At 72.8% G+C, this 24,385-nt stretch carries 22 protein-coding genes, 1 tRNA gene and 2 pseudogenes; 14 read left to right on the top strand and 11 right to left on the bottom strand.

Annotated elements, in window-relative coordinates; all coding sequences use genetic code 11:
- The first annotated feature begins 12 nt into the window (after window positions 1-12).
- A complete protein-coding gene (locus J421_RS01985; RefSeq protein WP_148306105.1) occupies window positions 13-360 on the top strand; it encodes a hypothetical protein in 348 nt (115 codons plus the stop codon).
- Here the strand turns inward: J421_RS01985 and J421_RS32535 are convergent.
- Together J421_RS32535 and J421_RS01990 are read right to left on the bottom strand one after the other, a co-directional pair.
- On the bottom strand, window positions 357-500 hold the full coding sequence (locus tag J421_RS32535) for a hypothetical protein (protein ID WP_158508627.1): 144 nt from the start codon (window positions 498-500) through the stop codon (window positions 357-359). The two genes, J421_RS01985 and J421_RS32535, sit on opposite strands and share 4 nt — an antisense overlap.
- 93 nt (window positions 501-593) lie before the next feature.
- Window positions 594-2,087: a sensor histidine kinase gene (locus tag J421_RS01990; protein ID WP_025409487.1), complete on the bottom strand. Its 1,494-nt coding sequence runs from the start codon at window positions 2,085-2,087 to the stop codon at window positions 594-596.
- 282 nt (window positions 2,088-2,369) lie between these two features.
- Between J421_RS01990 and J421_RS01995 the strand changes: the two genes are divergently transcribed.
- From J421_RS01995 to J421_RS31935, 9 genes and pseudogenes are all read left to right on the top strand, one after another.
- Window positions 2,370-3,026 carry a hypothetical protein gene (locus tag J421_RS01995; protein WP_025409488.1) on the top strand — a complete coding sequence of 219 codons (657 nt, stop codon included), beginning with the start codon at window positions 2,370-2,372 and terminating at the stop codon, window positions 3,024-3,026.
- 268 nt (window positions 3,027-3,294) lie between these two features.
- The gene (locus J421_RS32540; protein ID WP_158508628.1) at window positions 3,295-3,444 is read left to right on the top strand and encodes a hypothetical protein; all 150 of its coding nucleotides are present in this window, start codon (window positions 3,295-3,297) and stop codon (window positions 3,442-3,444) included.
- Between the two features lie 24 nt (window positions 3,445-3,468).
- A pseudogene (gene nirK, locus J421_RS02000) lies at window positions 3,469-4,560 on the top strand (copper-containing nitrite reductase); the annotation flags it as partial.
- Between the two features lie 25 nt (window positions 4,561-4,585).
- Window positions 4,586-5,347 carry a formylglycine-generating enzyme family protein gene (locus J421_RS02005; protein ID WP_025409490.1) on the top strand — a complete coding sequence of 254 codons (762 nt, stop codon included), beginning with the start codon at window positions 4,586-4,588 and terminating at the stop codon, window positions 5,345-5,347.
- 14 nt (window positions 5,348-5,361) lie between these two features.
- Window positions 5,362-5,934 carry an SCO family protein gene (locus J421_RS02010; RefSeq protein WP_158508629.1) on the top strand — a complete coding sequence of 191 codons (573 nt, stop codon included), beginning with the start codon at window positions 5,362-5,364 and terminating at the stop codon, window positions 5,932-5,934.
- Between the two features lie 16 nt (window positions 5,935-5,950).
- The gene (locus J421_RS02015) at window positions 5,951-6,178 is read left to right on the top strand and encodes a DUF542 domain-containing protein (RefSeq protein ID WP_025409492.1); all 228 of its coding nucleotides are present in this window, start codon (window positions 5,951-5,953) and stop codon (window positions 6,176-6,178) included.
- The gene (locus tag J421_RS02020; protein ID WP_025409493.1) at window positions 6,175-6,519 is read left to right on the top strand and encodes a cupin domain-containing protein; all 345 of its coding nucleotides are present in this window, start codon (window positions 6,175-6,177) and stop codon (window positions 6,517-6,519) included. Before J421_RS02015 ends, J421_RS02020 begins: the two co-directional genes overlap by 4 nt.
- Window positions 6,519-7,016 carry a cbb3-type cytochrome c oxidase subunit I gene (locus J421_RS31930; protein WP_025409494.1) on the top strand — a complete coding sequence of 166 codons (498 nt, stop codon included), beginning with the start codon at window positions 6,519-6,521 and terminating at the stop codon, window positions 7,014-7,016. Before J421_RS02020 ends, J421_RS31930 begins: the two co-directional genes overlap by 1 nt.
- Before the next feature lie 8 nt (window positions 7,017-7,024).
- A complete protein-coding gene (locus J421_RS31935) occupies window positions 7,025-7,486 on the top strand; it encodes a cbb3-type cytochrome c oxidase subunit I (RefSeq protein ID WP_148306108.1) in 462 nt (153 codons plus the stop codon).
- A 9-nt stretch (window positions 7,487-7,495) separates the two neighbouring features.
- On the opposite strand, the gene J421_RS02030 is transcribed toward J421_RS31935, so the two are convergent.
- From J421_RS02030 to J421_RS02040, 3 genes are all read right to left on the bottom strand, one after another.
- On the bottom strand, window positions 7,496-9,241 hold the full coding sequence (locus J421_RS02030) for a hypothetical protein (protein WP_148306109.1): 1,746 nt from the start codon (window positions 9,239-9,241) through the stop codon (window positions 7,496-7,498).
- A gap of 110 nt (window positions 9,242-9,351) precedes the next feature.
- Window positions 9,352-11,763 carry an ABC transporter permease gene (locus tag J421_RS02035; RefSeq protein ID WP_025409497.1) on the bottom strand — a complete coding sequence of 804 codons (2,412 nt, stop codon included), beginning with the start codon at window positions 11,761-11,763 and terminating at the stop codon, window positions 9,352-9,354.
- Between the two features lie 200 nt (window positions 11,764-11,963).
- Window positions 11,964-13,895 (bottom strand): LysR family transcriptional regulator, encoded by a 1,932-nt coding sequence (locus J421_RS02040; protein WP_025409498.1) that lies wholly within the window; start codon window positions 13,893-13,895, stop codon window positions 11,964-11,966.
- Between the two features lie 128 nt (window positions 13,896-14,023).
- Here J421_RS02040 and J421_RS02045 point away from each other — a divergent pair, with 128 nt between their 5' ends.
- Both J421_RS02045 and J421_RS02050 read left to right on the top strand, forming a co-directional pair.
- Window positions 14,024-15,604 (top strand): ATP-binding protein, encoded by a 1,581-nt coding sequence (locus tag J421_RS02045; RefSeq protein ID WP_025409499.1) that lies wholly within the window; start codon window positions 14,024-14,026, stop codon window positions 15,602-15,604.
- 22 nt (window positions 15,605-15,626) lie between these two features.
- Window positions 15,627-16,031 carry an STAS/SEC14 domain-containing protein gene (locus J421_RS02050; protein WP_025409500.1) on the top strand — a complete coding sequence of 135 codons (405 nt, stop codon included), beginning with the start codon at window positions 15,627-15,629 and terminating at the stop codon, window positions 16,029-16,031.
- Window positions 16,032-16,052: 21 nt separating this feature from the next.
- Here J421_RS02050 and J421_RS02055 read toward each other — a convergent pair.
- The 3 genes from J421_RS02055 to J421_RS02065 form a co-directional block, all read right to left on the bottom strand.
- Window positions 16,053-16,124, bottom strand: a tRNA-Cys gene (locus tag J421_RS02055).
- Between the two features lie 87 nt (window positions 16,125-16,211).
- Window positions 16,212-16,676, bottom strand: coding sequence for a hypothetical protein (locus J421_RS02060; protein ID WP_148306110.1), 465 nt, complete (start codon window positions 16,674-16,676; stop codon window positions 16,212-16,214).
- Window positions 16,677-16,801: 125 nt separating this feature from the next.
- The gene (locus J421_RS02065) at window positions 16,802-18,910 is read right to left on the bottom strand and encodes a HAMP domain-containing methyl-accepting chemotaxis protein (RefSeq protein ID WP_025409502.1); all 2,109 of its coding nucleotides are present in this window, start codon (window positions 18,908-18,910) and stop codon (window positions 16,802-16,804) included.
- A gap of 144 nt (window positions 18,911-19,054) precedes the next feature.
- On the opposite strand from J421_RS02065, the gene J421_RS02070 reads away from it, so the two are divergent.
- On the top strand, window positions 19,055-19,513 hold the full coding sequence (locus tag J421_RS02070) for a hypothetical protein (protein ID WP_025409503.1): 459 nt from the start codon (window positions 19,055-19,057) through the stop codon (window positions 19,511-19,513).
- A gap of 134 nt (window positions 19,514-19,647) precedes the next feature.
- Here the strand turns inward: J421_RS02070 and J421_RS02075 are convergent, their stop codons facing one another.
- Window positions 19,648-21,144, bottom strand: coding sequence for a hypothetical protein (locus J421_RS02075; RefSeq protein ID WP_025409504.1), 1,497 nt, complete (start codon window positions 21,142-21,144; stop codon window positions 19,648-19,650).
- A 156-nt stretch (window positions 21,145-21,300) separates the two neighbouring features.
- Between J421_RS02075 and J421_RS02080 the strand changes: the two genes are divergently transcribed.
- Complete coding sequence (locus J421_RS02080; RefSeq protein ID WP_025409505.1) at window positions 21,301-22,017, top strand: endonuclease III domain-containing protein; 717 nt, start codon at window positions 21,301-21,303, stop codon at window positions 22,015-22,017.
- 177 nt (window positions 22,018-22,194) lie between these two features.
- Here the strand turns inward: J421_RS02080 and J421_RS02085 are convergent, their stop codons facing one another.
- Together J421_RS02085 and J421_RS02090 are read right to left on the bottom strand one after the other, a co-directional pair.
- Window positions 22,195-22,956, bottom strand: a complete 762-nt coding sequence (locus tag J421_RS02085; protein WP_025409506.1) for a gamma-glutamyl-gamma-aminobutyrate hydrolase family protein — start codon at window positions 22,954-22,956, stop codon at window positions 22,195-22,197.
- A 262-nt stretch (window positions 22,957-23,218) separates the two neighbouring features.
- Window positions 23,219-24,364: pseudogene (locus J421_RS02090) on the bottom strand (carboxylate-amine ligase); the annotation flags it as partial.
- Window positions 24,365-24,385 lie beyond the last annotated feature (21 nt).

Consider the following 24,385-nt stretch of genomic DNA (forward strand, 5'->3'; position numbering starts at 1 on the left):
TCCCGCCTAACCGTGCCGATGATCGCCGCCGAGCTGAACGAGCCGCTGCAGGTGCTCCGCCTCGAGTTCATCAAGATCATGCAGCGGGGCACCGGCGTGCCGACGGTGGAGGCGGTGCTCGACGCGGAGCCGGCGATCGTGCGGGTGTGCGCCGCGGTCGTGCGACTCGGGCGTCACTGCGCGCTCGACGGGCGGCTCATCATCGGGACGGTGATGCACGGCGTCGCGTCGGGATCGAACGTGCCCGTGGCGGCCGACTGGCTCGCCGCGCGGTGGATGCGCGTCGCGATGGATGCGGTGGACCACATCGGCGTCCCCTGCGGGCCGGTGACGACGGACGCCACCCGGCCGACGGCCTAACGCGGCCGCGCCCGACGCCGCGTGCCGCGCGGCGGATGCAAGAGCATCAGTGCGTACAGCGGCAGCGATCCGATCACCACCACCCCGTAGACGACCCCGGCCTCGACCCAGCCGGCGACCGTGCTCAGCAGCGTGCCCATACCGCGGCCTCCCGATCCCCTCTGAAGACGCGAGAGAATACCCGGATCGCCGGCCGGCTTATGTGAGCCGCGTCACATCGGAACGCATGTGACTCAGTCCATTGGGGTAGCGGCCGGGAGCGTCAGCGTGAACGTGCTCCCCTGCCCCGGCGTGCTCTCCGCCGTCAGGTCGCCGTCCATGCCGCGGGCGAGGTCGCGGCTGATCGCCAGACCGAGTCCGACGCCCTGCTGGCTCGCGGGGGTGCGGTGCCGGTCCACCTGCACGAACGGCTCGAAGATGCGCGCCAGGTGCTCGGCCTCGATCCCGCGCCCGGTGTCGCGCACGACGAGCCGCACCACCCCCGCGTCGGCGTCCGACTCGCACACGAGCATCACCTGCCCACCCGGCTCCGTGAACTTGATGGCGTTCGTGAGGAGGTTGAGGAGAAGCTGCCGCAGCTTCTCCGCGTCGGCCCGCACCACCCACGGCGGCGCCGGGGGTGCCGGCGCGCATGCGTGGTGAACGAACGCGAGCCCCTTCGCCGCGAGCTGCGGGGCGAGCAGTGCCTCCAGGTCGTCGACGACGGTCGCGAGCGCCACGTCGGCCCGCTCGAACGCGACCTGCCCCGACTCCAGCCGCGCGAAGTTCAGCAGGTCGGTCACGAGCCCCGTCAGGTGCTGGTTCGCGCGCCGGATGCGTGAGATGTCCTCGCGCTGCGCGTCGGTGAGCGGGCCGCGGAGCCCGAGCTCGAGCAGCTCCGCGTAGCCGCCGATCGCGTTCAGCGGGGTGCGCAGCTCGTGGCTCACGGTCGAGAGCAGCTGCCCCTTCACCCGGCTCGCCGATTCGGCCTCCTCCCGCGCCCGCTCGGCCTCGGCGCCGCGCGCCTCGAGCGCCTCCGCCTGCTCGTGGAGCTCCAGGTTCAGCGCCTCGAGCTCGATCGCCTGCTCCTGCAGCCGCTCCGCGGCGTCCTCGGCCTCGACCCGCGCCGCGTGCTCGGCCTCGGCGTGACGCTCCTGGGCGCGCTCGGCGGCCGCGAGCAGCAGGGCGACGACCAGCACGCACACGGCGGCGGCGAGCGTCTCGCCGAAGACGGCCAGACCCATCAGCTCATCGAGCCGGCGGTCGGCGGCGGTGCGCGCGGCGAGGAGCCGCCGCTCCTCGGCGCCCACGGCCGCCACCGCCACGCGCACGGCGTCCATCTCCGCCTTGCCGCCGGCGAACAGCGCCGTGACCTCCGGCGCGGACATCTGCGCCGGCGCGCGGGCGCGCACGAGCGCCACCGCGGAGTCCAGGTGCGAGAAGACCCGCGTGAGCCGGGCCTCGAGGGTGTCGAGCCGCCGCTGCTGCCCGGGGTTGTCGACCGTCAGGCGCCGGAGCCGCTGGAGCTCGCGGCGGGCGTCGCCCTCGGCGCTGGCGTACGGGTCGAGGAAGCGCGGCACGCCCGTCGCCGCGAAGCCGCGCACGCCCGTCTCGGCATCCACGGCCCGACCCTGCGCGGCCTCCAGCGAGGCGAGCACTTCATAGGTATGCCCGACCCACGCGGTCGATTCCCGCCCCCGCTGCGTCGTGCCGAACGTCAACAGCCCGAGGAGCACCACGGCGGCCACCCCGAAGGCGACAGCAGCGGCACGCCGCCCTGGCGTCAGCGCCGGCGCCGCGGCGCGGGGGGCGGAATGCCGATCGGTCCGGTCTCGGGAGGTGAAGGCCAGAGTTCGAGGACGTTGGAGGGGCGGGAGGCGCCGGGAGGCGCCCGACGGGTCCGGGCCGGGGGGCAACCGTCGTGCCGCCCGCCCGGACTCAAGTTCTCGCGCGAGGTGCCGATACCCGACCGCAAGCTGGTCCGCGCTCGCGCGGGCCCGTGCACGTCACCGGAACCTCACGGAGCTTTCATGATCACCGCCCGTCGTCTTCGTTTACGCTTCGCCCTGAGCCGCCGCCGTCCCGGCCGCGCGCTCGTGCTGCTTCCGCTCGTGGCCATGATGGCGCTCGTGACGGCGTGCTCCGACTCGCCGACCGAGGCCGCCGGCACCTCCCGCCCCCGCGCCACGAGCGCGTTCGACAAGACCGGTGCGGCGACGGACCCCAAGACCGAGACGTTCGTCTACGACGGCCGCGCCCGGACCCAGTCGTTCGGCGACGGTCACAGCGTCCGGTTCGACGCGAACAGCGTCTGCGACCCGAAGACCTCCGGCTATGGCCCCGGCACCTGGGACCAGCCGTGCACGCCGGCCACGCAGCCGATCACGTTCACCGTGACCTCGTGGCGCAACGCCGACGGCCGCGTCCAGGTCGTGTTCTCCCCCGACGTGCGCTTCGTGCCCGGCACGACGGAGATCCTCTTCCTCGGTGACGCCGCGCCCGGCGCGGGCAAGAAGGCGACGATCGAGTGGTGCTCGCCGCTCCTCGCGACCGGCTGCATCGACGAGTCGGTCGACGACCCGACGCTCACGACGTACGTGACGAGCGGCAAGGTGGCGCGCCGCATCAAGCACTTCAGCGGCTACAACGTGGTCTTCGGACTCACCGACACGGCGGGTGCCCTGTGACCGATTCCTACGTCGATCAGCCGAGCGCGCACGACGCGGGGTACATCGTCACGACCTCCTGAACGACTCCACGCTGCGAATCGCGGCGCGCGACGGGGCGGCTTCCACGTGGAAGCCGCCCCGTCGCGCTCGCCCATGCCGCATGCCGATGTGCGGAACGCGCGTCCGGGAAACCCGCACGGGATTTCCACCGTTCCGCCGACGGAGCAAGCCACGGCCACCGACGAAACTCATATGCACATGAGAAACTCGTCTGGAGGTCGTCCCGGTGCTCTCGCACACGGCTGACTACGCGCTCCGCGCCATCCTCGTCCTCGCTCGCGCGTCGAGCGAGCAGCGCGCGACCGCCCTGCACGCCGACGAGACGATCGCGCAGCTCCTCGGCGCTCCCGGCCAGCCGGCATCGGCCGCCGCCTGAGCATCCCCCAACCGGACTCCTATCATGACTCGCTCGACGCTCTCCGTCGCCGTCGTCGCCACACCGACCCGCCGCGTGCTGTTCGGCTCCCTGCTCGCCGGCGCCGCCGTGCTCGCGTCGGCGACGCTCACCGGCTGCGGCACGCCGTCGGCCGACGCCGCCGAAGCGCCGGGCGCGGTGCCGGTGCGGACGCCCGCCGAGCGCATCGTCGGCGAGGAGGTCGCGGTGCTCACCGACGCGCCTAACGTTCCGCCGCCGATCACCCGCCGCCACGCGACGAAGGTGATCGTGAACCTCGAGGTGATCGAGAAGGTCGCGCGCATCGCCGACAGCGTCGACTACCCGATCTGGACGTTCGGCGGCTCGGTGCCCGGGAAGTTCATCCGCGTCCGCGAGGGTGACCTCGTCGAGCTGCACCTCAAGGTCGATCCGAAGGCGACCATGCCGCACAACATCGACCTGCACGCGGTGACCGGCCCCGGCGGCGGCGCGAAGGCGTCGCTCACGATCCCCGGCCACGAGTCGGTGTTCACGTTCACGGCGATGAACGCGGGCCTCTTCGTCTATCACTGCGCGACGTCGCCGGTGCCGATGCACATGGCGAACGGCATGTACGGCATGATCCTCGTCGAGCCCAAGGGCGGGCTGCCGAAGGTCGACCGCGAGTTCTACGTCATGCAGTCCGAGTTCTACACGAAAGGCAAGTTCGGCGAGCACGGGCTGCAGACGCTCGACATGGACAAGGGCGTCGACGAGCGCCCGACGTACGTGGTCTTCAACGGCGCGGTCGGCGCGCTCACCGGCGACGGGGCGCTCCAAGCGAACGTCGGCCAGCGCGTGCGCATCTTCTTCGGCGACGCGGGCCCGAACCTCACGAGCTCCTTCCACGTGATCGGCGAGGTGTTCGACAACGTCTACGCCGACGGCGGCACCGAGGTCACGCAGCACGGCGTGCAGACGACGGCGGTGCCGGCGGGCGGCTCGGTGATCGTGGAGTTCGGCGTCGAGAAGCCGGGCGACCTGGTGCTCGTCGACCACGCGATCTTCCGCGCCTTCAACAAGGGAGCGTTAGGCATCCTGAAGGTCACGGGCCCCGACAACCCGAAGGTGTTCGCGTCGATCAAGGGCCTCGTCTCGACGGGTGAGTGACGTGCTCGCGAACGCGCTCGGCCACCTGCTCGTCGCCGCGACGCTCGCCGGGATGGTGCGCCTCCCGGCGGGATCGTACGAGCCGCTCTACCGGCGCGCCGGCGAGGGGCGAGTGGCCGTCGCCGCGTTCGCGCTCGACATCGAGCCGGCGACGAACGCCGACTACCTCGCGTTCGTCCGCGCGAACCCGCAGTGGCGGCGCGGCGCCGTGAAGCCGCTGTTCGCCGAGCGCGGGTATCTCGCGACGTGGCGCGACGCGCTCGCGCCGGGCGACGCCTACGCGCTGCGTCGCCCCGTCACCGACGTCTCGTGGTTCGCCGCGAAGGCGTACTGTGCGTGGCGCGGCAAGCGCCTGCCGACGGTGGACGAGTGGGAGTACGCCGCCGCGGCGAGCGAGACGCGGCGCGACGCGGCGCGCGAGCCGGACTTCGTGCGCCGGCTGTTGAGCCTCTACGCGCGCCGCTCGGCGCATGCGCTGCCCGTCGGCGGCGCCGCGCGCAACGCGTACGGCGTGCGCGACCTGCACGAGCTGGCGTGGGAGTGGACGCTCGACTTCAACGGGATCCTCGTCTCCGACGACTCGCGCGACGGCGGCAGCGGCGTGGCGGCGAGCGACCACGCGCTGTTCTGCGCGAGCGCCGCCGTCGGCGCGACCGATCCCACGAACTATCCGGCGTTCATGCGCTACGCGGTGCGCGCCGGCCTCACCGGACGCTCGACGCTCCGCACGCTCGGCGTGCGCTGCGCCGTGTGACGATGGCCCTCGCCATGACGCCTCGCCTTGCACTCCTCATCGCCGCCGCGCTGTCAGGCGCCGCCGCGTGCACCCGTCCGGAGCGCGCCGCGCCGCGGGCACCGGTCGAGAGCGTGGATGCGTACTCGGTCTACGACCTCGGATCGACGTGGCGCGACCAGCGCGGCGCCGAGCGCACGCTCGCCTCGCTGCGCGGCCGGCCGCAGGCGGTGGCGATGGTTTACACGCACTGCACGAGCACGTGCCCGCTCATCATCGGGGAGCTGAGGCGCATCGCCGCGTCGACGACGGCGGGGATCGTGCTCGTGTCGCTCGATCCCGAGCGCGACACGGCCGGCCGCCTCGCCGCATATGCGGCCGAGCATGACCTCGACGCGTCGCGGTGGACGCTGCTGAGCGGCAGCGACGGCGACGTGCGCGATCTCGCCGCGACGCTCGGCGTGCGCTACCGCCGGCTGTCGGCGGAGGAGCTCGCGCACTCGAACGCGATCACGCTGCTCGACGCCGACGGCGCCGTGGTGCACCAGCAGGCGACGCTGGCCGGCACGCCGGAGACGATCCGGCTCGCGCGGCGCCTCGCGCGTTGACCCGACCAACGACATCATGAATCAGTCATCCATTCGCATCCCGCGCGTCGACGAGGCGCGCAGCGTGAACGAGCTGCTCCGCGACCATCCGGAAACGGCGGTGGTCTTCAATGCGTTCGGCATCGACGCGTGCTGCGGCGGCGCGCGCTCCCTCCGGGACGCCGCCGCGGACGACGGCGCCGACCTGGCGATCCTCCTCGGCACCCTCGAGCGGACGATCCACCAATCGCAGGTGCGGCCGTGATCCGGCTCGATCCCATCCGCGCCGCGCGCGACGCGGCCGCCCCGCACCCCTCGCGCCCGGCGACCGCGATCGTGCACGACTCACCCGACGCGCGGCTCGTCGTGTTCCGGCTCGGGCCGGGGCAGCACGTACCGCCACACCGCAACGCGTCGTCGGTGCACCTCGTGGTCCTTGCCGGACGCGGCGTGCTCACCGGCGAGAAGGACGGCACACCGGTGGACGCGGCGTGCGCCGCCGGCGACATGGTCGTCTACGCGCCTAACGAGCTGCACGCCATGCGCGCCGAATCCGAGGAGCTGCTGCTGCTCGCGGCGATCACGCCGCGACCGGGGACACGCTGATGGAATGGTTCGTCAAGGCGTTCCTGAAGGCGAGCCTCGCGTGGCTCGCGCTCGGCGTCACGTTCGGCGTGGCGATGGCGGCGTACCCGCCGTGGACGATCTATCGGCTCGCCCACGTGCACATGGTGCTGCTCGGCTTCGTGACGATGATGATCTACGGCGTCGCGTACCACGTGATCCCGCGCTTCAGCGGCAATCCGCTGCGCAGCCGGCGCGCCGCGGCGTGGCACTGGTGGGGATCGAACGCGGGACTCGCGCTCATGGTGTCGGGGTTCATCGTCCGGGCCCACGATCCGTCGGTCGGCACGCCGCTGCTCGCGACCGGCGGCACGCTGTCCGCGTTAGGCGCGTACGTGTTCGTCTATCTCGTGTGGCGCACGATCGACGGCAGCCCGGCGCATCGTCGCGCGGCGCGTCGGATCGACGAGCGCATGGCAGTGGCGCCCGCCCGCGCTCGGCCGCCGGTCGTCGGTGCCGCGCCGCACGCGCCGTCGTGACGTTCGTCATGCACAGCCTCGTCCGCCGCTACCTCAAGACCGCGATCGGCTTCCTCGCCGTCGGACTGCTCATCGGCCTCTGGCTCGTCACGGCCCGTGAGCTGGGCTGGGGTCACGTGACGCCGCACGCGGTGAGCGCCCACACGCACGCGATCCTCGTCGGGTTCGTGATGCTGATGATCCTCGGCGTGGCGCTGTGGCTCTTCCCGCGGCCGGCGAAGGAGGACGCGCGCTACCAGCCGCGCCTCGCCGAGGCGGCGTACTGGCTCGTGACGCTCGGCACGGCGGGGCGCGTCGCCGGCGAGCTCGCGCGCGCGCTGAGCGGTTCGGCCGCGGCGTGGCTGCGATGGTCGATCGTGTTAGGCGGCGCGATGCAGGTCGCGGGGCTCGGCATCTTCTTCTACACGATGTGGTCGCGCATCCGGCCCGTGGGGAGCGCGGGGCGCGAGGCGCGGGGCGAGCGGTTCTGAGCGCTGTCGTCAGCCCGGCGGATCGAGCACCGCGGCCACGTGCCTAACGGGCGTGTCCGGCGCGTGGTTCGCATCGACGAGGTTCAGCAGGATCTGCCCGCGCTCGTTCACGCCCACGAGCTGCTCCAGCTGCCAGCCGGGCGCCGAGAACACGACGCGTCGGGTCGTGTGATCGGCCACCCGCCAACGGAGGAGCTCGAGCGGCTGCGCCGTGTCGAGCGCCGTGCGCGCGACCACCCACGTGCCGCGCTGGTCCATCACCGCGCTGGTTGGGACGATCGGACTCCGACCGAGGAAGTCGCTGAGCAGCAGCCCGTCCTGCCCCGGCGTCGACAGCGCGAGCCGTCCGTCGATGGTCATCAGCACGTGCCCCGCGTCGCTCAGCGCGAGGGGCGCGGTGAGGAACCGGTCCTGCGCGCTCAGTACGGGCGGCCGGACATCGAGCGGCGGACCCCAGATGACGAGACCCGAGGCCAAGTTGCCGAGGACCTGGCCCCGGTTGTTCAGCGCCACGACGTGCTCGATCGGCGGGATCAGTGTGGTGAGGAACTGCGCCTGCTCCGCGTGGATGTCGTACAGAAAGACCCCGTTGCCGACGACGAGCGCCATCCCCGCGTCGTTCAATCCAACGGACAGTCCGCAGCAGAGTCCATCGGTGAACCACCCCGGCGTCGGCACGCCCTTCGGACTGATCCGGACGAGTGGACCGTGCGCCACCCACGCGTGCGTTACACCGCCGAGCGTTCCGAGCACGTCACCGACCGCGTTCACGCGATCGGCGAAGCCCGGTCCGTTCTGGCCACGCGGCAGCAACTCGGGGACGCCGGCGTGCCACACAACCGGGTACGGTTGACCGTCGAGTGAGATCACGCCGCCGGCCACCGTGCCGTCGCTCGCCAGGTACCGCGCGACGGTACCGCCAGGTGCGTCCGCCGGCGCGGGGAGCAGCCTGACGGAGTACGCCACGTCGTCGATCCTGGGCTCGTACACGCGAGTGAAGCTCGCGCGGCCCTCGTGCGCCGAGAGGTCCGTGACGCTCACCGTGATGGTGTGCCGCCCCGCGGGCAGCGGCCCGTCGATCACGATGCGCGCGGTGTCCTGCACGACGGGTAGCTCGGTCGCGGGCCACGATTTCAGGATCCGCTCGCCCGGCGTGCCTGCGTCGAGCGTCGCGGTCATCAGGGACACGCCGCCCGCGACGGCATAGAAGGCCTTGAACGAGACGCCCCGCTGCCGCAGCGTGTCCGCGCTCTCCAGGACGTTGCCGCCCGGCAGGCCGAACAGCCGGACGCGCGGATCGAGGTCGTCGAACCACGCCGGCGGGCCCGCGGTGACGTTCCCCGCGCTGTCGCGCGCGGTCACGTAGGCCGCGTACGTCATGAGCCGGCCGTCGCGCGGCAGGAGGAAGCGGAACGTGATCTGCCGCGCCGGCACGACGATGCCGACGCTGCCACGGAGAGTGTCCGGCCGGCCCCCGCCGAGCGCCGGCCGCACGAAGATCCAATCGGCGGCCGTGACGGCGCGGTCGTCCGTCGCCGTGCCGGCCAGCTCGAGCGTGTCGTCCCCGAGCGGCCGCAGCGTGTAGCTGACCGTCGGCGGCGTGCCGTCCGCGACCTGGATCGGTCGGGTCGGCTCTGGCGGCGACTCCCGCGAGGCGTCCGGCGAGCCGCCGCACGCCAGGACGGCGGCGAGCAGCAGCATCCCAGCGAGAGCCGGGATCGCGCGAGCGGCGGCGTGTGAAGATGCGAGCGACATCGGCGACGGCGGGCTGGGACGACGACTCGACCGTGATCGGTCGGGACGAGCGTCTCGCAGAGACGATGCCGACCGTCACCACGGCCGCCGCCGCGCCGACCACGCGGCGCTCACCCCTCCGCGCGCAGCGCCACGACCGGATCGATGCGCGACGCGCGCCGGGCCGGAATCCACGTCGCGAGCAGGGCCACCGCCGCGAGCGCGGCCGACATCGCGCCATAGGTGAGCGGGTCCATCGGGCCGACGCCGAACAGCAGCGCCGAGAGGACGCGGGTGAGCGCCAGCGACGCGACGACGCCGACCGCGATGCCCGCGCCCGTCAGCACGAGCCCGTGGCGGAGGAACTGCCGCCGCACCGCGCCGGCCTGCGCGCCTAACGCCATGCGCAGCCCGATCTCGCGCGTCCGCTGCGCCGCGACGTACGCGAGCACGCCGTAGATGCCCACCACGCCGAGCAGCAGCGCGACCGTCGCGGCGCCGGCGAGCATCACCATCGCGAACGACGTCTGCGCCATGGAGCGCGACTCGATCTCCGCCAGCGTCTGCGCGGCGGCGACGGGCAGGTTCGGGTTCACCGACCACACCGCATGCTGCAGCTCCCGCACGAACCCCGCCGTGCCGACGCGGCTCGACCGCACCGCGTACGCCATCGTCCGCTCCGGATAGCTGTCGTTCAGCAGCGGCCAGTACACGATCGCCGTCGGCGGCCGATCCAGACCGTCGTCGCGCTCGTCGCCGGTGACGCCGACGATCTCGCGCCACGGGTTGTCCGGGCTGCTCCGCACGCGCTGGCCGATGGCGCGCGCCGGATCCTTCCAGTACTCGCGCGCGAGCGTCTCCGAGACGATGGCGACGAGCCGGCGCTCGTGCACGTCGCTCCACGTGATGGGCCGTCCCGCCACCAGACGGATCCCCATCGTCTCGAAGAACGCGGGCGCGACGCTCTTGAAGCGTCGGAGCGGCGGCATCGTCCCCTCCGCGACGGGGACGCCGTCGACGTAGAGCGGATTGCCGTTGTCCTCGCCGTCCATCGTGATGTGCGACGCGAGGCCGACCGAGGTCACGCCGGGCACCGCAGCGAGACGCTCCGCGATCTGCTGATGCGTGCTCGCGAGCTGCGCATCGTCGTCGATCACGCCCGGCGCGACGGCGACGCGGAACGTCTGCACCTGCGCCGGTCGCACGAAGCCGGGATCGACGTGCCGCAGCGCGACGAACGTCCGGATCATCAATCCCGAGACGACGAGCAGCACGAGCGCCATCGCGACCTCCGCGACGACGAGCGCATGACGCGTCCGCTGCCGCCCGGGCCCGTCGCTCGTCGCGCGGCGACCGTCCCTCAGCGCCGCGGCGTTAGGCGCGCCGAACCGGAGCAGCGTGACGACGCCGGACAGGAGACCGGCCGACACGGAGATCGCTCCGGTGAACAGCAGCACCGTCGGATCGATCGCGATCTCGTCGACGCGCGGGAGCTGCGCCGGCGCCATCCACCGCAGCAGCAGGATGGCGCCGTGCGCGAGCACGAGCGCGAGCGCGCCGGCGCCGAGCGCGAGCAGCACGCCCTCCGCCAGCACCGCGCGCGCGACGCGCCCGCGGCTCGCGCCGAGCGCCGCGCGCAGCGCGAACTCCTGCTGGCGCCCCTCGGCGCGGATGAGCAGCAGGTTCGCGACGTTCGCGCACGCGATGAGCAGCACGACGCCGACCGCGGCGAGCAGCACCCAGAGCAGCTGGCCGACGTTGCCGATCACGTCGTCGGCGAGCGGCCGGACGTTAGGCTCCAGCCGCAGCACGTCGAACGCATGCGGCAGCATCGGGATCATGCGCGCGACGTCGGCGTTCGCCTGGGCGAGCGTCACGCCGGGCTTCAGGCGGCCGAGTGCCTGGAACCCGAAGCTCATGCCGCGCGCCGCGTCCGCCGGGTCGAGCTGGAGCGGCAGGATCACGGCCGGGTCGGTGCGCAGGAACCGGAACGACGGCGGCAGCACGCCGACCACCTCGGCCACCCGCCCGCCGATTTCGATCGGCTTCCCCACGACGTCAGGGGCGCCGCCGAACCGGCGCTGCCAGTAGCCGTAGGTCAGGATCGTCCGCAGCGCCGCGCCCGGCGCATCCTCCTCCGCCGTGAACAGTCGGCCGAGCGCGGGATGCACCCGCAGCAGCGGCAGCGTGGCAGCGGAGACGGCGAGCCCCTGCACCCGCTCCGGGTCGCCCCGCCCGACGATCGAGACCTCCTTCGTGTCCCAGGCGCCGATGTCCTGGAAGACGCGCTGGTGGTCGACGTACGTGAAGTACGTCGCGGGGCCCTGGTTCATCAGCGGGATGTTCATCCCCGGCCCGCGGTGCATGAGGCTCACGAGCCGCTCCGGCTCGGCGAACGGCAGGGGCTTCAGCAGCACGCCGTAGACGACGCTGAAGATCGCGGTGGTGGCGCCGATGCCGAGGGCCAGCGTCAGGAGCGCGACGGTCGTGAAGCCGGGCGCCCTCGTGAGCGTGCGGCGAGCGAGCCGGAGATCGGCGAGCATGGGCGGGTCGGTAGGGGGGACCTCGGCGGCGGGAGGCACCGCCGGGCACCCTGGTGCGAAGGAAGTCGCATGCCACCACGCCGACTCGCGAGATGCGACAGAATCCGTTGCGGCACAACGAGTTGGCGGTGAACGTCCGGCGCCACGAGAAGCCGTCGTGCGCGCTCGTGGGAAGGCGGTGTCCGGATGCGGACAGGTGCTCAGGATCGTGCGCCGGAAGCGAGAGCCGCGCTCGCCTCGGCGGCGCCGGCGCGGATCGCGGCGATCGCCCGCAGCACCGGTTCACGCGACTCGTCGCGGTGCGACACGAGCTCGACCCCGAAGGCGACCGACAGGTCGGCCACGTGCAGCAGCGCGAGCCCCGGCGGCGGCGCGATGCGGTACGATCGGAAACCGAGGCACCAACCGAGCCCCGCGCGCGCCCGCATCCACTGCGTCTGGAGCCCGTCCGCCGCCGGCCCGAGCTTGGGAGTGAAAGCGGCCCGCGCGAACGCGTCGAACACGCGGTCGTAGACAGACGGCGACAGCTCGCGCGGGATGAAGAGCAGCGGCAGATCGTGCAGGTCGGCGAGCCGAATCTCGTCGCGGCCGGCGAGTGGATGCGACGGCGACACGAGCGCGAGCTCGCCCACATCGTCGAGCAGGAACTCGCGGCGGAGGCGCGCCGAGACCGCGGGCAGCGAGGTCGGCGATGGATGGCCGAGCGCGAGGTCGCATCGCCCGTCGAGCAGCGCGGTGGGCTGCATCGGCGACGCGACGTCGATCACGTCGAGCGTCAACGGCGGCGATGCCGCCACGCATGCGCGCAGCGCGTTCGCCGAGATGTGCTGCACGATCGGCGTGCTCGCGCACGCGAGGACGCAGCGGCCCGGCGCGCCTAACGCGGCAGCGCGCACGTCGTCGGGAAAACGCTCCGCGGCGGCGAGCAGCGGCGCGCACCGCTCGTGCAGCGCGCGTCCCGCCGCCGTCGGCGCCACGCCGCGCGCGCCACGCGCGAGCAGCGGTACGCCGACGGCGCGCTCCAGCGCCCGGATCTGCCGCGAGAGCGCCGGCTGCGTCAGGCCGAGCCACGCGGCGGCGCCGCTCGTGCTTCCCTGCTCGACGATGGCCCGGAAGTACCGAAAGTGGCGCAGCTCCGTCTCGCGCAGCGTGCGCTCCGGTGCGTCCTCGTCGGCGAGCGCCGCGTCGCTCGCGGCCGGGCCGTTAGGCGCCGACGAGGTGCCCGTGTGCGTCACCGGCGCACGGGCTTCCTGCGCGATGAGGGCGATCACCGCGCGGACCGTCTCGTCCCGCTCGTCGACACGATGCGCCGCCCACAGCGGCATCGGCGCGCGGCAGTCGGCGAGCGGGACGAGGACCATGCCGGGCAGCGTCCAGTGCGTCCAGTGCGTGGAGAACGGCAGCCATCCACGCCCCAGCGTGAGCTGCGTGCGCGCGTCCTCGTACGTCCGCACGCTGAGCGACTCGTGCCATGCCGCGCGGAGCGGCGACCGGCCGAAGGCGCGTCGCGCCGCCGGCTCCAGCCACTCGACGAGCACCATCGGATACGGGCGAAGCTCGTGCGCCGCGATCGCGGTCCGCCCGGCGAGGGGGTGCTCGGCGCCGAGCAGCACGCCGTCGATCTCGCTGCATGGGCCCGCGATCATCTCGAGCCCGTCGTCGCCGGAGGCGTCGCCGGGCGGGTGTGCGAACCCGAGCGCGATGTCCGCCTTTCCCTCGCGGACCGCGCTCCACTGATCGGGACCGTCCGCCTCCGAGATGACGAGCTCCACACGCGGCAGCGCGCGCGCCGCCGCGGTCACGATGCGCGCGACGAGCTCGCTCCAGATCGCGATGCGCGACACGCAGAGGTGGCACGCGCCGGCGACGCCGCGATCCGCGACCCGCGCCGCCGTCGTCGCGTCGCGCAGGGCCGTGCACAACGCGCCGGCGAGCCGCACCGCGGCCACACCGGCCGGCGTGGGCGTCACCGTGCGCGGCCCGCGCTCGAGCAGCGACACGCCGAGCTCCGCCTCCAGACGCGCCACCTGACGCGAGAGCGCCGGCTGCGCGACCCGCAGCCGGCGTGATGCGGCGAGGAATGACCCCTCGGACGCGACGGTCAGCAGATAACGAAGCTGGCGCAGCTCCATGCGGTGCGCTCCGCCGGCGCGATGGTCGCGCCATGCCGACCAGGCATGGCTGTGGTGCCCACGAAGTATTCGCTCCCGCACGCCATCCCGTCTATCCTGCTCGCTTATGCACACGAGGCAGCCGTGACATGACCGATTCGTCGCATCCGACCGACGCCGCACGGCAGTGCGACGAGCGCCTGGGACTCGCGTTGGAGCTCGTCGGCATGGTCGTCTGGGAGCGCGACCTGCGGACCGACCGCGTCCAGGTGGCCGCGCGACCGAGCGCCGGCGCGGCGGCGTCGATCCCGATGGTCGAGTTCGAGGACTTCACCGCGTTTCTCGCCGCCGTGTTGCCGGCCGATCGCGAGAAGGTCGCGCAGGCGAGTGCCGAGGCCGTGCGGCGCGGTGAGGAGTTCACGGTCGAGTATCGGATCCTCGACGCCGAGGGCGCGACACGATTCCAGCGCTTGCACGGCCGCGTGATACCGGACGCCGCCGGAACGCCGTGCCGGATGATCGGCGTCACGCTCGACGTGACCGAGCGGCACCAGCTCGACACGCAGCTCCGGCACGCGCAGAAGCTGGAGGTCGTCGGCCGCCTCGCCGGCGGCATCGCGCACGACTTCAACAACCTCCTCACGGTGATCGGCGCGGCGACGCAGTTCGCGCGCGAGACGCTGCCGTCCGACGCGCCGGCGCGCCAGGAGATCGTGGACATCGAGGCGGCGGCGAAGCGAGCCGGCGCGCTGACGCAGCAGCTGCTCGCCTACAGTCGCCAGCAGGTGCTCCGTCCCGAGCGCCTCGACCTGAACCGCGTCGTCGCCAACGTCGAGCGCATGCTCCGTCGAGTGCTGGGCGAGGACGTCGCGCTGGTGATCGCGCTCGCTCCCGACCTCGCGCCGGTGGACGCCGACGTCGGTCAGCTCGAGCAGGTGCTGATGAACCTCGCGCTGAACGCGCGCGACGCGATGCCTAACGGTGGGACGCTCACGCTCTCGACCGAGAACGTCACCCTGCATGCGCGCGCGGCCGCGGCGCACGAGGGCGTGGCGGCGGGCGCGTACGTCGCGCTGCGCGTGCGCGACACCGGCGTCGGGATCGACGCGCCCGCGCAGGCGCTGATCTTCGAGCCGTTCTTCACCACCAAGGCGCCGGGCGAGGGCACCGGCCTCGGGCTGGCGACCGTGGACGGCATCGTCAGGCAGTCCGGCGGCGTCGTGTACGTGGAGAGCGCGCCCGGAGCGGGGTCGACGTTCACCGTGCTGCTGCCGCAGGCCGCGCGCGGCGACGTCGCCGAGCAGCCGGCGCCGACCGGGACGATCACCGGTGGGCGGGAGACCGTGCTGCTGGTGGAGGACGAGGCGCCGGTGCGCGCGGCCGTGCGGCGGATGCTGGAGCGCGGCGGCTACCGCGTCCTCGCGGCGAGAGACGCGCAGGATGCCTTGGCGACCGCCGAGCAGCACGCGGGAGCGATCGACCTCGTCCTCACCGACGTGGTGATGCCCGGGGTGAGCGCTGGTTCGCTCATCGAGCGTCTGCGGTCCGCGCGGCCGCGTCTGCGAGCGTTGCTCATGTCGGGCTACAGCGCGCATGCCGTCGCGGCGCGCGGTACGTTCGCGGAAGGCGCAGCGCTGCTCGCGAAGCCGTTCGGGCCCGAGACGCTCCTCCGCCATGTCCGCGACGTGCTCGACGACGCGTCGCGAACGTCGTCCTCCGGCCGGCGCTAGCCGACGCACGGGAACACGTCACATGGCGTTCGCACTCTGGATGGAAGGCGATCTGATTCGGATCCGCATCCATGACACGATCACGCCGCGCGATCTGCGCGCGCTCGCCGACGCCGTGCTCGAGGCGGAGGCGCGCGTGCTCCCGATGCCCAACCGCCTCACCGACATGACGGACGTGACCGGCGTGGAGGTCGGCTTCGCGGAGTTCCTCGCGTTCACCGAGCGGCGACTGGGGATGGTGCTGCCGAACCCCATCAAGTCGGCGCTCGTGGTCGCGAGCCGGGTGCAGTTAGGCATCGCGCGCATGTTCCAGACGCTGAACGATCATCCGCAGGTGACGGTGGAGATCTTTCACGAGCTCGGCGATGCCCTGTCGTGGCTCGCGACGCCGCCGTCGGCCGATGCGCAGAACGGCCCCCGAGGGTGAGCTCGGGGGCCGTTCGCGAGGAGGCACCGGCGGGAATCGAACCCGCGAATAGCGGTTTTGCAGACCGCTGCCTTACCACTTGGCTACGGTGCCTGACCGGACCGTCGTCCAGGCCGGGCTCGCAAGTTCGCTGTCCCGCCCCCCTTTCTCAACCCCTCGCGCGGCGCCGACGAGGGCGCCTCACGCCTCGCGCGTCACGAGCTGCTCGAACAGCCGCTCGTAGTACGTCACCTCGTCCGCCGCCGGCTCGTCGGTGCTCGCGCGCGGCTCCTCGGCGCGCGCCAGCCGCGCCGCGGCGCGGGCGCACGCGGCCTCGTTCTCCACGAACAGGCGCGTCAGCGCGTCGGCCCGGTCGCGCACGAGCGAGTCGCCGGCCCGCGAGTCGGCGTCGGCGCGCGCGGTGATCTCGTCCACCAGCTCGCGCAGCGCGGTCACGCTCGTGCCGGCGAGCAGCAGCTGCATGAGCGCGGCCTGCCCCGACAGCTCGCCGTCGAGGCACCGCACGAGACTGCGCCGCGTGCTCTCCGACCCGAGGCCGGCGGTGAGGCGGCTCACGAGCTCCGCCTCGATCCCCTCGCGTCCGGGCTGGTCGCGATGCAGCTCGCGCCGCGCGCCGTGACGCGCGTCGGGGAACGGCACCGTCATGCCTCCCCCCAGCGTGCCGTACGCCATCCTCGCATCGACCTCTCCTCCCCGGTGGATGCGAGCTTGCGCGCACAGCCTGTGCCGCGCTCGTCGCGATCCGCGTCGCCCGTCACACTCGAGGCCGATCAGAACCCGTGCAGCGCCTCGTCGTCCTCGTCGCCGAACGGGATCACGCGCGCCGGATCCGGGCGCCACCGCGACACCCGCGGAGCGGGCGTGGGGCGCGGCCGCACGATCGGCGCGACCGGCGCGACCGGCGCCTCCGGGGTGGAGGCCTGCGGCGGCCCGTCGAGCGCGTCGCCGAGTCGGAACGTCGCCACCAGCTCGCGCATCTGCTCCGCCTGCCCGGAGAGCTCCACCGACGCGCTCGACGACTGCTGCGCGTTCGCCGCGACCTGCTGCGTGATCGCGTTCATCTCCTCGAGCCCGACGTTGATGTGCGACACGCTGCCGTCCTGCTGCTCGCTCGCCGCCGCGATCTCCGCCATCACGTCGCTCACGCGCTCGATGTCGCCGTGGATCCCCTCGAGCTGCTTCAGCACTTCGGCGTTCGCCGTGACGCCGCGCTCCGCGTTCTGCACGCCGTCCTCGATGAGCGCCGCGGTCTCGCGCGCCGCGGCGGCCGAGCGCTGCGCGAGCGCGCGCACCTCGTCGGCGACGACGGCGAAGCCGCGGCCCGCGTCGCCGGCGCGCGCCGCTTCCACGGCCGCGTTCAGCGCGAGGAGGTTCGTCTGGAACGCGATCTCGTCGATCGTCTTCACGATCCTCGCCGTCGCGTCGCTCGACTGCTTGATGCGCGTCACCGCGTCGCTCAGGCGCGACATCCCCGCGACGCCCAACGCGGCGCCGGCGCGCGCGCGCTCCGCCATGCCCTGCGCGCGCCGCGCGTGCGCCGCGTTCTGCTTCGCCGTCGCGGCTAGCTCGTGCAGGCTCGCCGACACCTCCTGGAGCGCGCTCGCCTGACGCGACGCGCCCTCGGCGAGCGTGGCGCCGCCGGCGGCGATCTCGCCGCTCGCGCCGGCGACGCGCGACGACGCCGACGCGACCTGCGCGAGCGCGTCACCGAGCGTGTCGAGCGTCGCGTTCACCTTCGCCTGCATCGCGGCGTACTCGCCCGCGCAGTCGACCGACGTGCGCGCGCCGAGGTCGCGCGCCGACACGCGGTCGAGCACCGCGTTCGTCTCGGCGATCGGCGACGCGACGGCGGCGAGCACGTCGTTCATGCCCTGCACCAGCTCGCGATACGCGCCGCGGAAGTGCGCCGCGTCGCCGCGCACCTGCAGCGTCCCCGCCTTCGCCGCCTCGACGAGCGTGTTGCCCTCGCCGATGAGCGCCGCGAGCGTCGTCTGCACTTCCGCGAACGACCGCACCAGCACGTCCTGCTCGCTGCGCGGCGTGAGCGGCACGCTGAGATCGCCCTCCGCCAGGCGGCGCGCGGCGTCGGCGAGCTGCTGCTGCGACGCCACGATGTCGCGCAGCGACTCGAGCAGCCGTCCGACCTCGTCGCGGCTCTTCGGCACGATCTCGTGGTCGGTGTCGCCGAGCGCGAGGCGGCGCATCTTCTCCGTCATCATCCGGATCGGACGCGCGATGCTCCGCGTGAGGCTCACCGCGACGACGAGGCCGAGCACGATGCACGACACGATCGCGACCACGACGCGCTGCTGCGTCACGTCGTACGTGCGCATGCCTAACGCGACCTGCTGCTTCGTGCCCTCCTCCGCGGCGTCCACCACGCGCGCCAGCGCGGCGCTCGCCTCGTCGAACTGCGACTGCGACTCGCCGCTCAGCAGGTCGAACGCCGCGGAGTCGTCGCGGGCCTTCACGAACGCCGCGATCCGCGCGCTCGTCGCCTCGTACTGCGACCACGCGTGCTGGAAGTCGCGGAACGTGGCCGAGTCGTCCTTCGTGCGGATGGTGGCGGCGAGCTTGTCGAGCTGCTCGGTGAGCTCCTGCGCGTGCGTCCCCATCTCCGCCACGTACCCGTCGCGGTCGACCGACGTCTTCGACAGCGCGAGCATCGCCTCCGCGCTCCGGTAGTCGGCGGCCGCGCGGCTCGCGCCGAGCGAGTAGCGCACGCTCGGCAGCCAGTGCCGCGCGATCTCCTCCGCGGCCCCGTTCACGCGCGAGGTGCCCTGCAGCGCGAGCGCGCCCAGTCCCTCGGTGAGCAGGACCAGGACGGCGAACGACAGCGCGAGCTTGGTGGAGAGGGCGAGATCGCGGAACCAGCGCATGAGCGAGCGGAAGGAGGAGAGAGGAGTCCAGACTCGGAGTATCGACCCCTCCCGCGGGCGGCTTGAGATGGCGCGGGACGGTGACGCGCGCCCGACCCAGGGACGCCGCGCGGGGTACATTGCCTCGTCTCCCACCGCCTCCCGATGCGCCCACGCCACCTGCTGCTCGCCCTCGCCGTCCCGCTCTCCGCCGCGCGGGCGCAGTTCCTGTCGGCCGGCGTCGGCGGGGGCACGGGCGTGGGCCACCGCAGCGGCGCCCGGGCCGCCGAGACGCACACCCACGCGCTCGGCTACGTCCAGCTCGGGCTCCCGCTGTTCCCGGTCGCGGTGCGCGGCGACGCGCTCGTCGTCGGCAAGAGCACCGGCGGCGGGCCGCTGGCGCTCTCGGTGAACGCGGTCGCGCAGCTGCCCGTGCCGATCGTGACGCCGTACGTCACCGCCGGCTGGGGCGAGTACGGCGTCGGCGGCGACGAGAAGACGCGCGGGTGGAGCGCCGGCGCCGGCGTGCGGGCGAAGCTCCCGCTGCTCCCCGGGCTGTTCGCCGAGGTGCGCCGCCACCAGCGCCTCGGCCGCGACCTGGCGACCGTGGGACTCGTGTTCTAGCGCGGTGCGCGCCGGGGACGACTCCACGTACGAGTGGTCGTTGGACCTCGGCGGACTGAAGGAGGACTGAAGAAGGACCAACTTCTTGTTGGTGTTCTCCTTCTTCAGTCCTCCTTCAGTCCTTCTTCAGTCCTTCAGAAACTCGTACGTGGAGTCGTGCCGGGCGCACCGCCCGGCGCGGGCATGCCGGCGAGCCGTCCCGGCACGCCGACGCGCTCGATCGCCCACCCGCGGCGCCGGATCGCGTCGGCCACGAGCTGCACGTCGGACGGCGCCGACACCGCGGCCGAGTACGCCCAGCGCTGCGCGGGCGCGTAGAGCAGCAGTCCGCCGCCGTTCGCGAGGCCGATCGGCTCGATCCACAGCGAGTCGCGCGCGCCGGCGCCGAGCCACTGCCCGCGTGCGACGACCTGCAGGCCGGTGGTCGGCGCGCCGAACCGTCGCAGCGCCTGCCGCACCGGCTCCGCGCCCGCCGGGCTCACGTAGGTGCGCTTGCCCGCGCGCGCCGCCCACAGCGCCACGCTCGCCGGCCGGTTCGACGTCACGATCGCCGCCGCGGTGCCCTTCGCGTCGCCCGGCGCGTTCGCGGCCAGCCACGCCGCCGCGCGCTCCGCGTTCAGCGCGAGGTTGCCGCCGTCGACGAGATGCCACGCGTCGCCGACGCGCACGGCGCCGGCCGGCGACGGCGCGCCGTAGAACTGCACCACCGCGCCGTTCGCCACCACGACGCCGGAGTCGATCGGCAGGTCGCCCATCGGCTTCCTGCCTAACGTGAGCGCGAGCGTGCGGACCGTGTCGGGGAACGCGAGCGAGTCAGCCGCCATCGGCGCGTTGAACGTGGCGCCGAGCACGGTCATGCGCTTGTACGGCTTGCCGACGCGCTTCGTGTCCCACTGCCGTGGCAGCGTGGCGCGCGCCGACGCGTTCGGCGCCCACATCGAGTACCAGATCTCGACCTCCATCGGCCCGAACGGTGCGAGCCCGAAGTCGTTCGTCTCGTCGGCGCGGAAGCGCACCGCGGTGGGGAGGCCGCTCGCGCGACGGACGAACGCCGTGAACGGAAGCCCATCGATCGTCGCCGTGAGGACCGCATGGCGGTCGCCGCCGATCGTGGTGTCCGCGCGCGCCGCGAGATCGCGCGCCGCCGCGAGCTCCAGCACCACGCGCTCCGGCGCCCACGCGAACAGCTCGCGCCGCTCGTCGACGTACGCGACGTTGAGCGGCACCCAGCGGTCGATCGCCGCGGCCGGCGTGGCGATGGTCGGGGTGCCGGGCATGCCGGGCGGGAGCCGGCGCGCGCCCACGGTGTCGGTCACGACGTCGACGACCTCCGGCGACGAGAGCGCCGGGCCGGCGAAGCGCCGCACGTTGCGCCACGTGCGGCTGCGGTAGTCGCGCCACTCCGACTGGCGCTCGTAGCTCGGCCGGTCGCGCATCGGCTGGCCGTCGGCGGCGAGGTTGAGCCACTGCGTCATGATCTCGTACTGCACGGTGCGCAGCGAGTCGAGCGCGGCGCGGCCGCCCATGCGCGCGATGGCCGTGTCGATCACGGCGCGGGCGGACGTCGGCTGTGCGGCGAGTGGGGTCGCGAGCAGGGATGCGAGCAGGGCGTGGCGGAGCGGGCGTGACATGGGCGGCAGGTCGAGGGAGGGTGCGGCGGGTCCTCGGTGGACCCCCGCCGTACCTCGGCAGTCTGCCGCGTCGCGTCCTCGGATCGCACGCCCGGTGGGGCGAATCGCGGTACGGCGCCGCGGGTGACGGGCTTGGTTCGTGCGACCGATCGGGGCATGGCCACCCGCTCCGCCAAGCGTCGCTCGACACCGGGCACGACGCCCGACAAGCGCCCGTTCCGGTTCGGCGTCGCGCTGCCGCGCATCCGCCGCGAGCTGAAGGCGCTCGACGTCGCCGACGCCGCGATGTTCGACCTCAAGGATCGCGGCCACGGCAGCGTGTTCGAGCAGCTCGTCGCGTGCGTGATCTCCATCCGCACGCTCGACGAGACGATGCTTCCCACCGCGCTCGCCCTGTTCGAGGCCGCGCCGACGCCGGCGGCGATGGCGCGCCTGACGGACGCGCAGATCGACCGCCTGATCCACGCTGCCACGTTCCACGAGGGGAAGGCGCGCACCATCCGCGAGATCGCGCGCCGCACGCACGAGGAGTTCGGCGGCACGCTGCCGTGCGACTTCGACGTGCTGACGTCGTTCCACGGCGTGGGGCCGAAGTGCGCGAACCTCGCGTTAGGCATCGCGTGCGGCCAGACGCGCATCGGCGTCGACGTGCACGTGCACCGCGTCACGAACCGGTGGGGCGTGATCGCGACGCGCACGCCCGAGCAGTCGATGGTCGCGCTCGAGGAGATCCTCCCGAAGCGCTACTGGGTGGAGATCAACCGGCTGCTCGTGCCGTTCGGCAAGCACGTCTGCACCGGCGTGAGGCCGAAGTGCTCGACGTGCCCGGTGCTCGACATGTGTCGGCAGGTCGGGGTGACGTCGCACCGGTGATGCCGTGCTGATGCGGCGGTTCTGAAACGGCGGTTCTGATGAGGCGGTTCTGAAACGGCGGTTCTGAAACGGCGACTGAAAAGGCGACTGCCCGCCGTTTCAGAACCGCCCCATCAGAACCGCCTCATCAGAACCGCCGTTTCAGAACCGCGCTATCGGAACCGCCGCATCGGACGGTCACGCCGCCGCGTGCGCGATGAACTCGTCGAACAGCGACTGCACGGCGGGGGCGTTGCGCTCGAACACCTCGGGGTGCCACTGCACGCCGACGACGAACTTCGCCGGGTCGGCCACCTCCACCGCCTCCACCACCCCGTCCGGCGCCACCGCGGACACCACGAGCCCATCGCCGAGCCGCTTCACCGACTGGTGGTGCATGCTGTTCACCGGCGCGGTCGCGGCGCCGAACGCATCGCGCAGCCGGGTCCCCTCGGTCAGGTCGACGGGGTGGGCGAGGTGCGTGCGCGCGAATCCCCTCGTCGGATACAGGTCGTGCGGCTGGGCCCCCGGGATCTCGGCCGCGATGTCCTGGAACAGCGTGCCGCCGGCGGCGACGTTGATGACCTGCGCGCCCCGGCAGAGGCCGAGCACCGGCAGCCCGTCGGCGATCGACCAGCGGGTGAGCTGCAGCTCGGTCGCGTCGCGCGCCGGGTCGAGCACGCCGAGGTGCGGCGACGGCGACTCGCCGTAGGTGCGGGGATCCATGTCCACCCCGCCGGGGATGAGCAGCCCGTCGAGGTGCTCGTAGATCGCGCGCAGCGTGTCCGGATCTTCCGGGATCAGCGGGATCATCCACGGCACGCCGCCGAGCTCCATGATCGCCCGGAAGTAGCGCTGGTTCATCACCCAGCTCTCGGGAAGCCCCTCGGGGATTCCCTGGATGGCGTGCAGCGTCTGGGTGGTGACCCCGATGACCGGGCGTCGGGAAAGCTCGCTCATTGACCTCTCATCTACGGAAGATCGTCCCGTACTATACCCCTGGACGACCATATACGCACTACGGTTCCGTTCGGCTGGCCTGGATGCCCGGCGGGGCCGCCGTGAGGTCGAAGCCGTCGGAGGCGCGGCGGCCGGGGCGCGGCGACTGGCGCCGGTCGAGCGGCCCGTCCACGGTCGGCGGAGCGCTCGAGCCGCCGTCGCCCTCCTGGACAGGTTCCGTGCCGGCCGACGCGACCGCGTGCCGCTCGCGGGCGGCGGTGAGCGCGTCGGGGGCCACCTCGTCGGGCCGCGCCAGCAGCGGCTCGCGCACCCCCTCGGCCGTCTCGACGATGAGCTGGTCGACGACCGCGCGCAGGTCGCCCGTGCGGCGCCACGTCGCGATCTGGCGGTCGGCGCTCGAGCCCTCGGCGAGGATGCGGTAGGCGTACTCGATCTCCTTCCGCGTCCCCAGCTCGTCGGCCGCGTCGCCGCAGAACCAGTCGCACATCTCGCGGATCAGGTCCGCGGCCGGCTGCTCCTGCTCCTTGCCGAAGTCGATGAGCTTTCCCTCGAGGCCGAAGCGCATCGCGCGCCACTTGTTCTCCTCGATGAGTGGCGACGCGTAGTTGCGCAGCGTGATGTTGTCCCGGCGCATCTTCCAGAGCTTGAACACCATCGCCTGGATGATGGCGGCGATGCACACCGCCTCGTCGACGCGCGTGCAGATGTCGCAGACGCGGAACTCGAGGGTCGGGAACTTGTGGTGGGGCCGCACGTCCCACCAGATCTTGCCGCCGTGCGGGATGGAGCCCGTGGCGACCATCGTATCGACGTACTGCTGATACTCCCCCCACCCCGTCATGCGGGCCGGGATGCCGGTGCGCGGGAAGCCGCGGAACACCGCGCTGCGGTACGACTTGAGCCCCGTCTCGCGGCCCAACCAGAACGGCGAGCTGGTCGTGAGGCAGAGGATGTGCGGCAGCAGGTAGCGCGAGACGTTCATCGCGTCGATGAGGAACTCGCGGTCCTCGATCGCGATGTGGACGTGCATGCCGAAGATGAGGAGTCGCTGCGCGAGGTCGCCCATGTCGCGCCGCACGCCGATGTAGTGCTCGAGCGGCGTGATTTCCTGCTCCATCCAGTTCGCGAACGGATGCGCGCCGGCGGCGGCGATGGTGAGGCCGTCCTCGCGCAGCGCGTCCATCACGCCGCCGCGCAGCCGCACGAGCTCCGCGCGCACCTCGGCCGGCGTGCGGCACACCTCGGTGCCCACCTCGACGATCGACTGGTGGAGCTCCGGCTTCAGCTCCCCCACGCCCGGGATGTCGCGCCCGAGGAGCCGACTGATGTGGCTCTGCAGGTTGCGCGTCTCGGGGTTGATGATCTGGTACTCTTCCTCGACGCCTAACGTCAGGCTTGGTTGCTTCATAACCCTCCGAGAACGCTGCGC

The sequence above is a fragment of the Gemmatirosa kalamazoonensis genome, assembly GCF_000522985.1.
In the GTDB taxonomy this organism is placed as follows: domain Bacteria; phylum Gemmatimonadota; class Gemmatimonadetes; order Gemmatimonadales; family Gemmatimonadaceae; genus Gemmatirosa; species Gemmatirosa kalamazoonensis.

Excerpts from the sequence above, each read along its gene's own strand:
- J421_RS32535 (WP_158508627.1), bottom strand. The coding sequence starts at position 500 with ATGGGCACGCTGCTGAGCACGGTCGCCGGCTGGGTCGAGGCCGGGGTC.
- J421_RS01995 (WP_025409488.1), top strand. The coding sequence starts at position 2,370 with ATGATCACCGCCCGTCGTCTTCGTTTACGCTTCGCCCTGAGCCGCCGC.
- J421_RS02010 (WP_158508629.1), top strand. The coding sequence starts at position 5,362 with ATGACGCCTCGCCTTGCACTCCTCATCGCCGCCGCGCTGTCAGGCGCC.
- J421_RS02015 (WP_025409492.1), top strand. The coding sequence starts at position 5,951 with ATGAATCAGTCATCCATTCGCATCCCGCGCGTCGACGAGGCGCGCAGC.
- J421_RS31930 (WP_025409494.1), top strand. The coding sequence starts at position 6,519 with ATGGAATGGTTCGTCAAGGCGTTCCTGAAGGCGAGCCTCGCGTGGCTC.
- J421_RS31935 (WP_148306108.1), top strand. The coding sequence starts at position 7,025 with ATGCACAGCCTCGTCCGCCGCTACCTCAAGACCGCGATCGGCTTCCTC.
- J421_RS02030 (WP_148306109.1), bottom strand. The coding sequence starts at position 9,241 with ATGTCGCTCGCATCTTCACACGCCGCCGCTCGCGCGATCCCGGCTCTC.
- J421_RS02035 (WP_025409497.1), bottom strand. The coding sequence starts at position 11,763 with ATGCTCGCCGATCTCCGGCTCGCTCGCCGCACGCTCACGAGGGCGCCC.
- J421_RS02040 (WP_025409498.1), bottom strand. The coding sequence starts at position 13,895 with ATGGAGCTGCGCCAGCTTCGTTATCTGCTGACCGTCGCGTCCGAGGGG.
- J421_RS02045 (WP_025409499.1), top strand. The coding sequence starts at position 14,024 with ATGACCGATTCGTCGCATCCGACCGACGCCGCACGGCAGTGCGACGAG.
- J421_RS02050 (WP_025409500.1), top strand. The coding sequence starts at position 15,627 with ATGGCGTTCGCACTCTGGATGGAAGGCGATCTGATTCGGATCCGCATC.
- J421_RS02060 (WP_148306110.1), bottom strand. The coding sequence starts at position 16,676 with ATGACGGTGCCGTTCCCCGACGCGCGTCACGGCGCGCGGCGCGAGCTG.
- J421_RS02065 (WP_025409502.1), bottom strand. The coding sequence starts at position 18,910 with ATGCGCTGGTTCCGCGATCTCGCCCTCTCCACCAAGCTCGCGCTGTCG.
- J421_RS02070 (WP_025409503.1), top strand. The coding sequence starts at position 19,055 with ATGCGCCCACGCCACCTGCTGCTCGCCCTCGCCGTCCCGCTCTCCGCC.
- J421_RS02075 (WP_025409504.1), bottom strand. The coding sequence starts at position 21,144 with ATGTCACGCCCGCTCCGCCACGCCCTGCTCGCATCCCTGCTCGCGACC.
- J421_RS02080 (WP_025409505.1), top strand. The coding sequence starts at position 21,301 with ATGGCCACCCGCTCCGCCAAGCGTCGCTCGACACCGGGCACGACGCCC.
- J421_RS02085 (WP_025409506.1), bottom strand. The coding sequence starts at position 22,956 with ATGAGCGAGCTTTCCCGACGCCCGGTCATCGGGGTCACCACCCAGACG.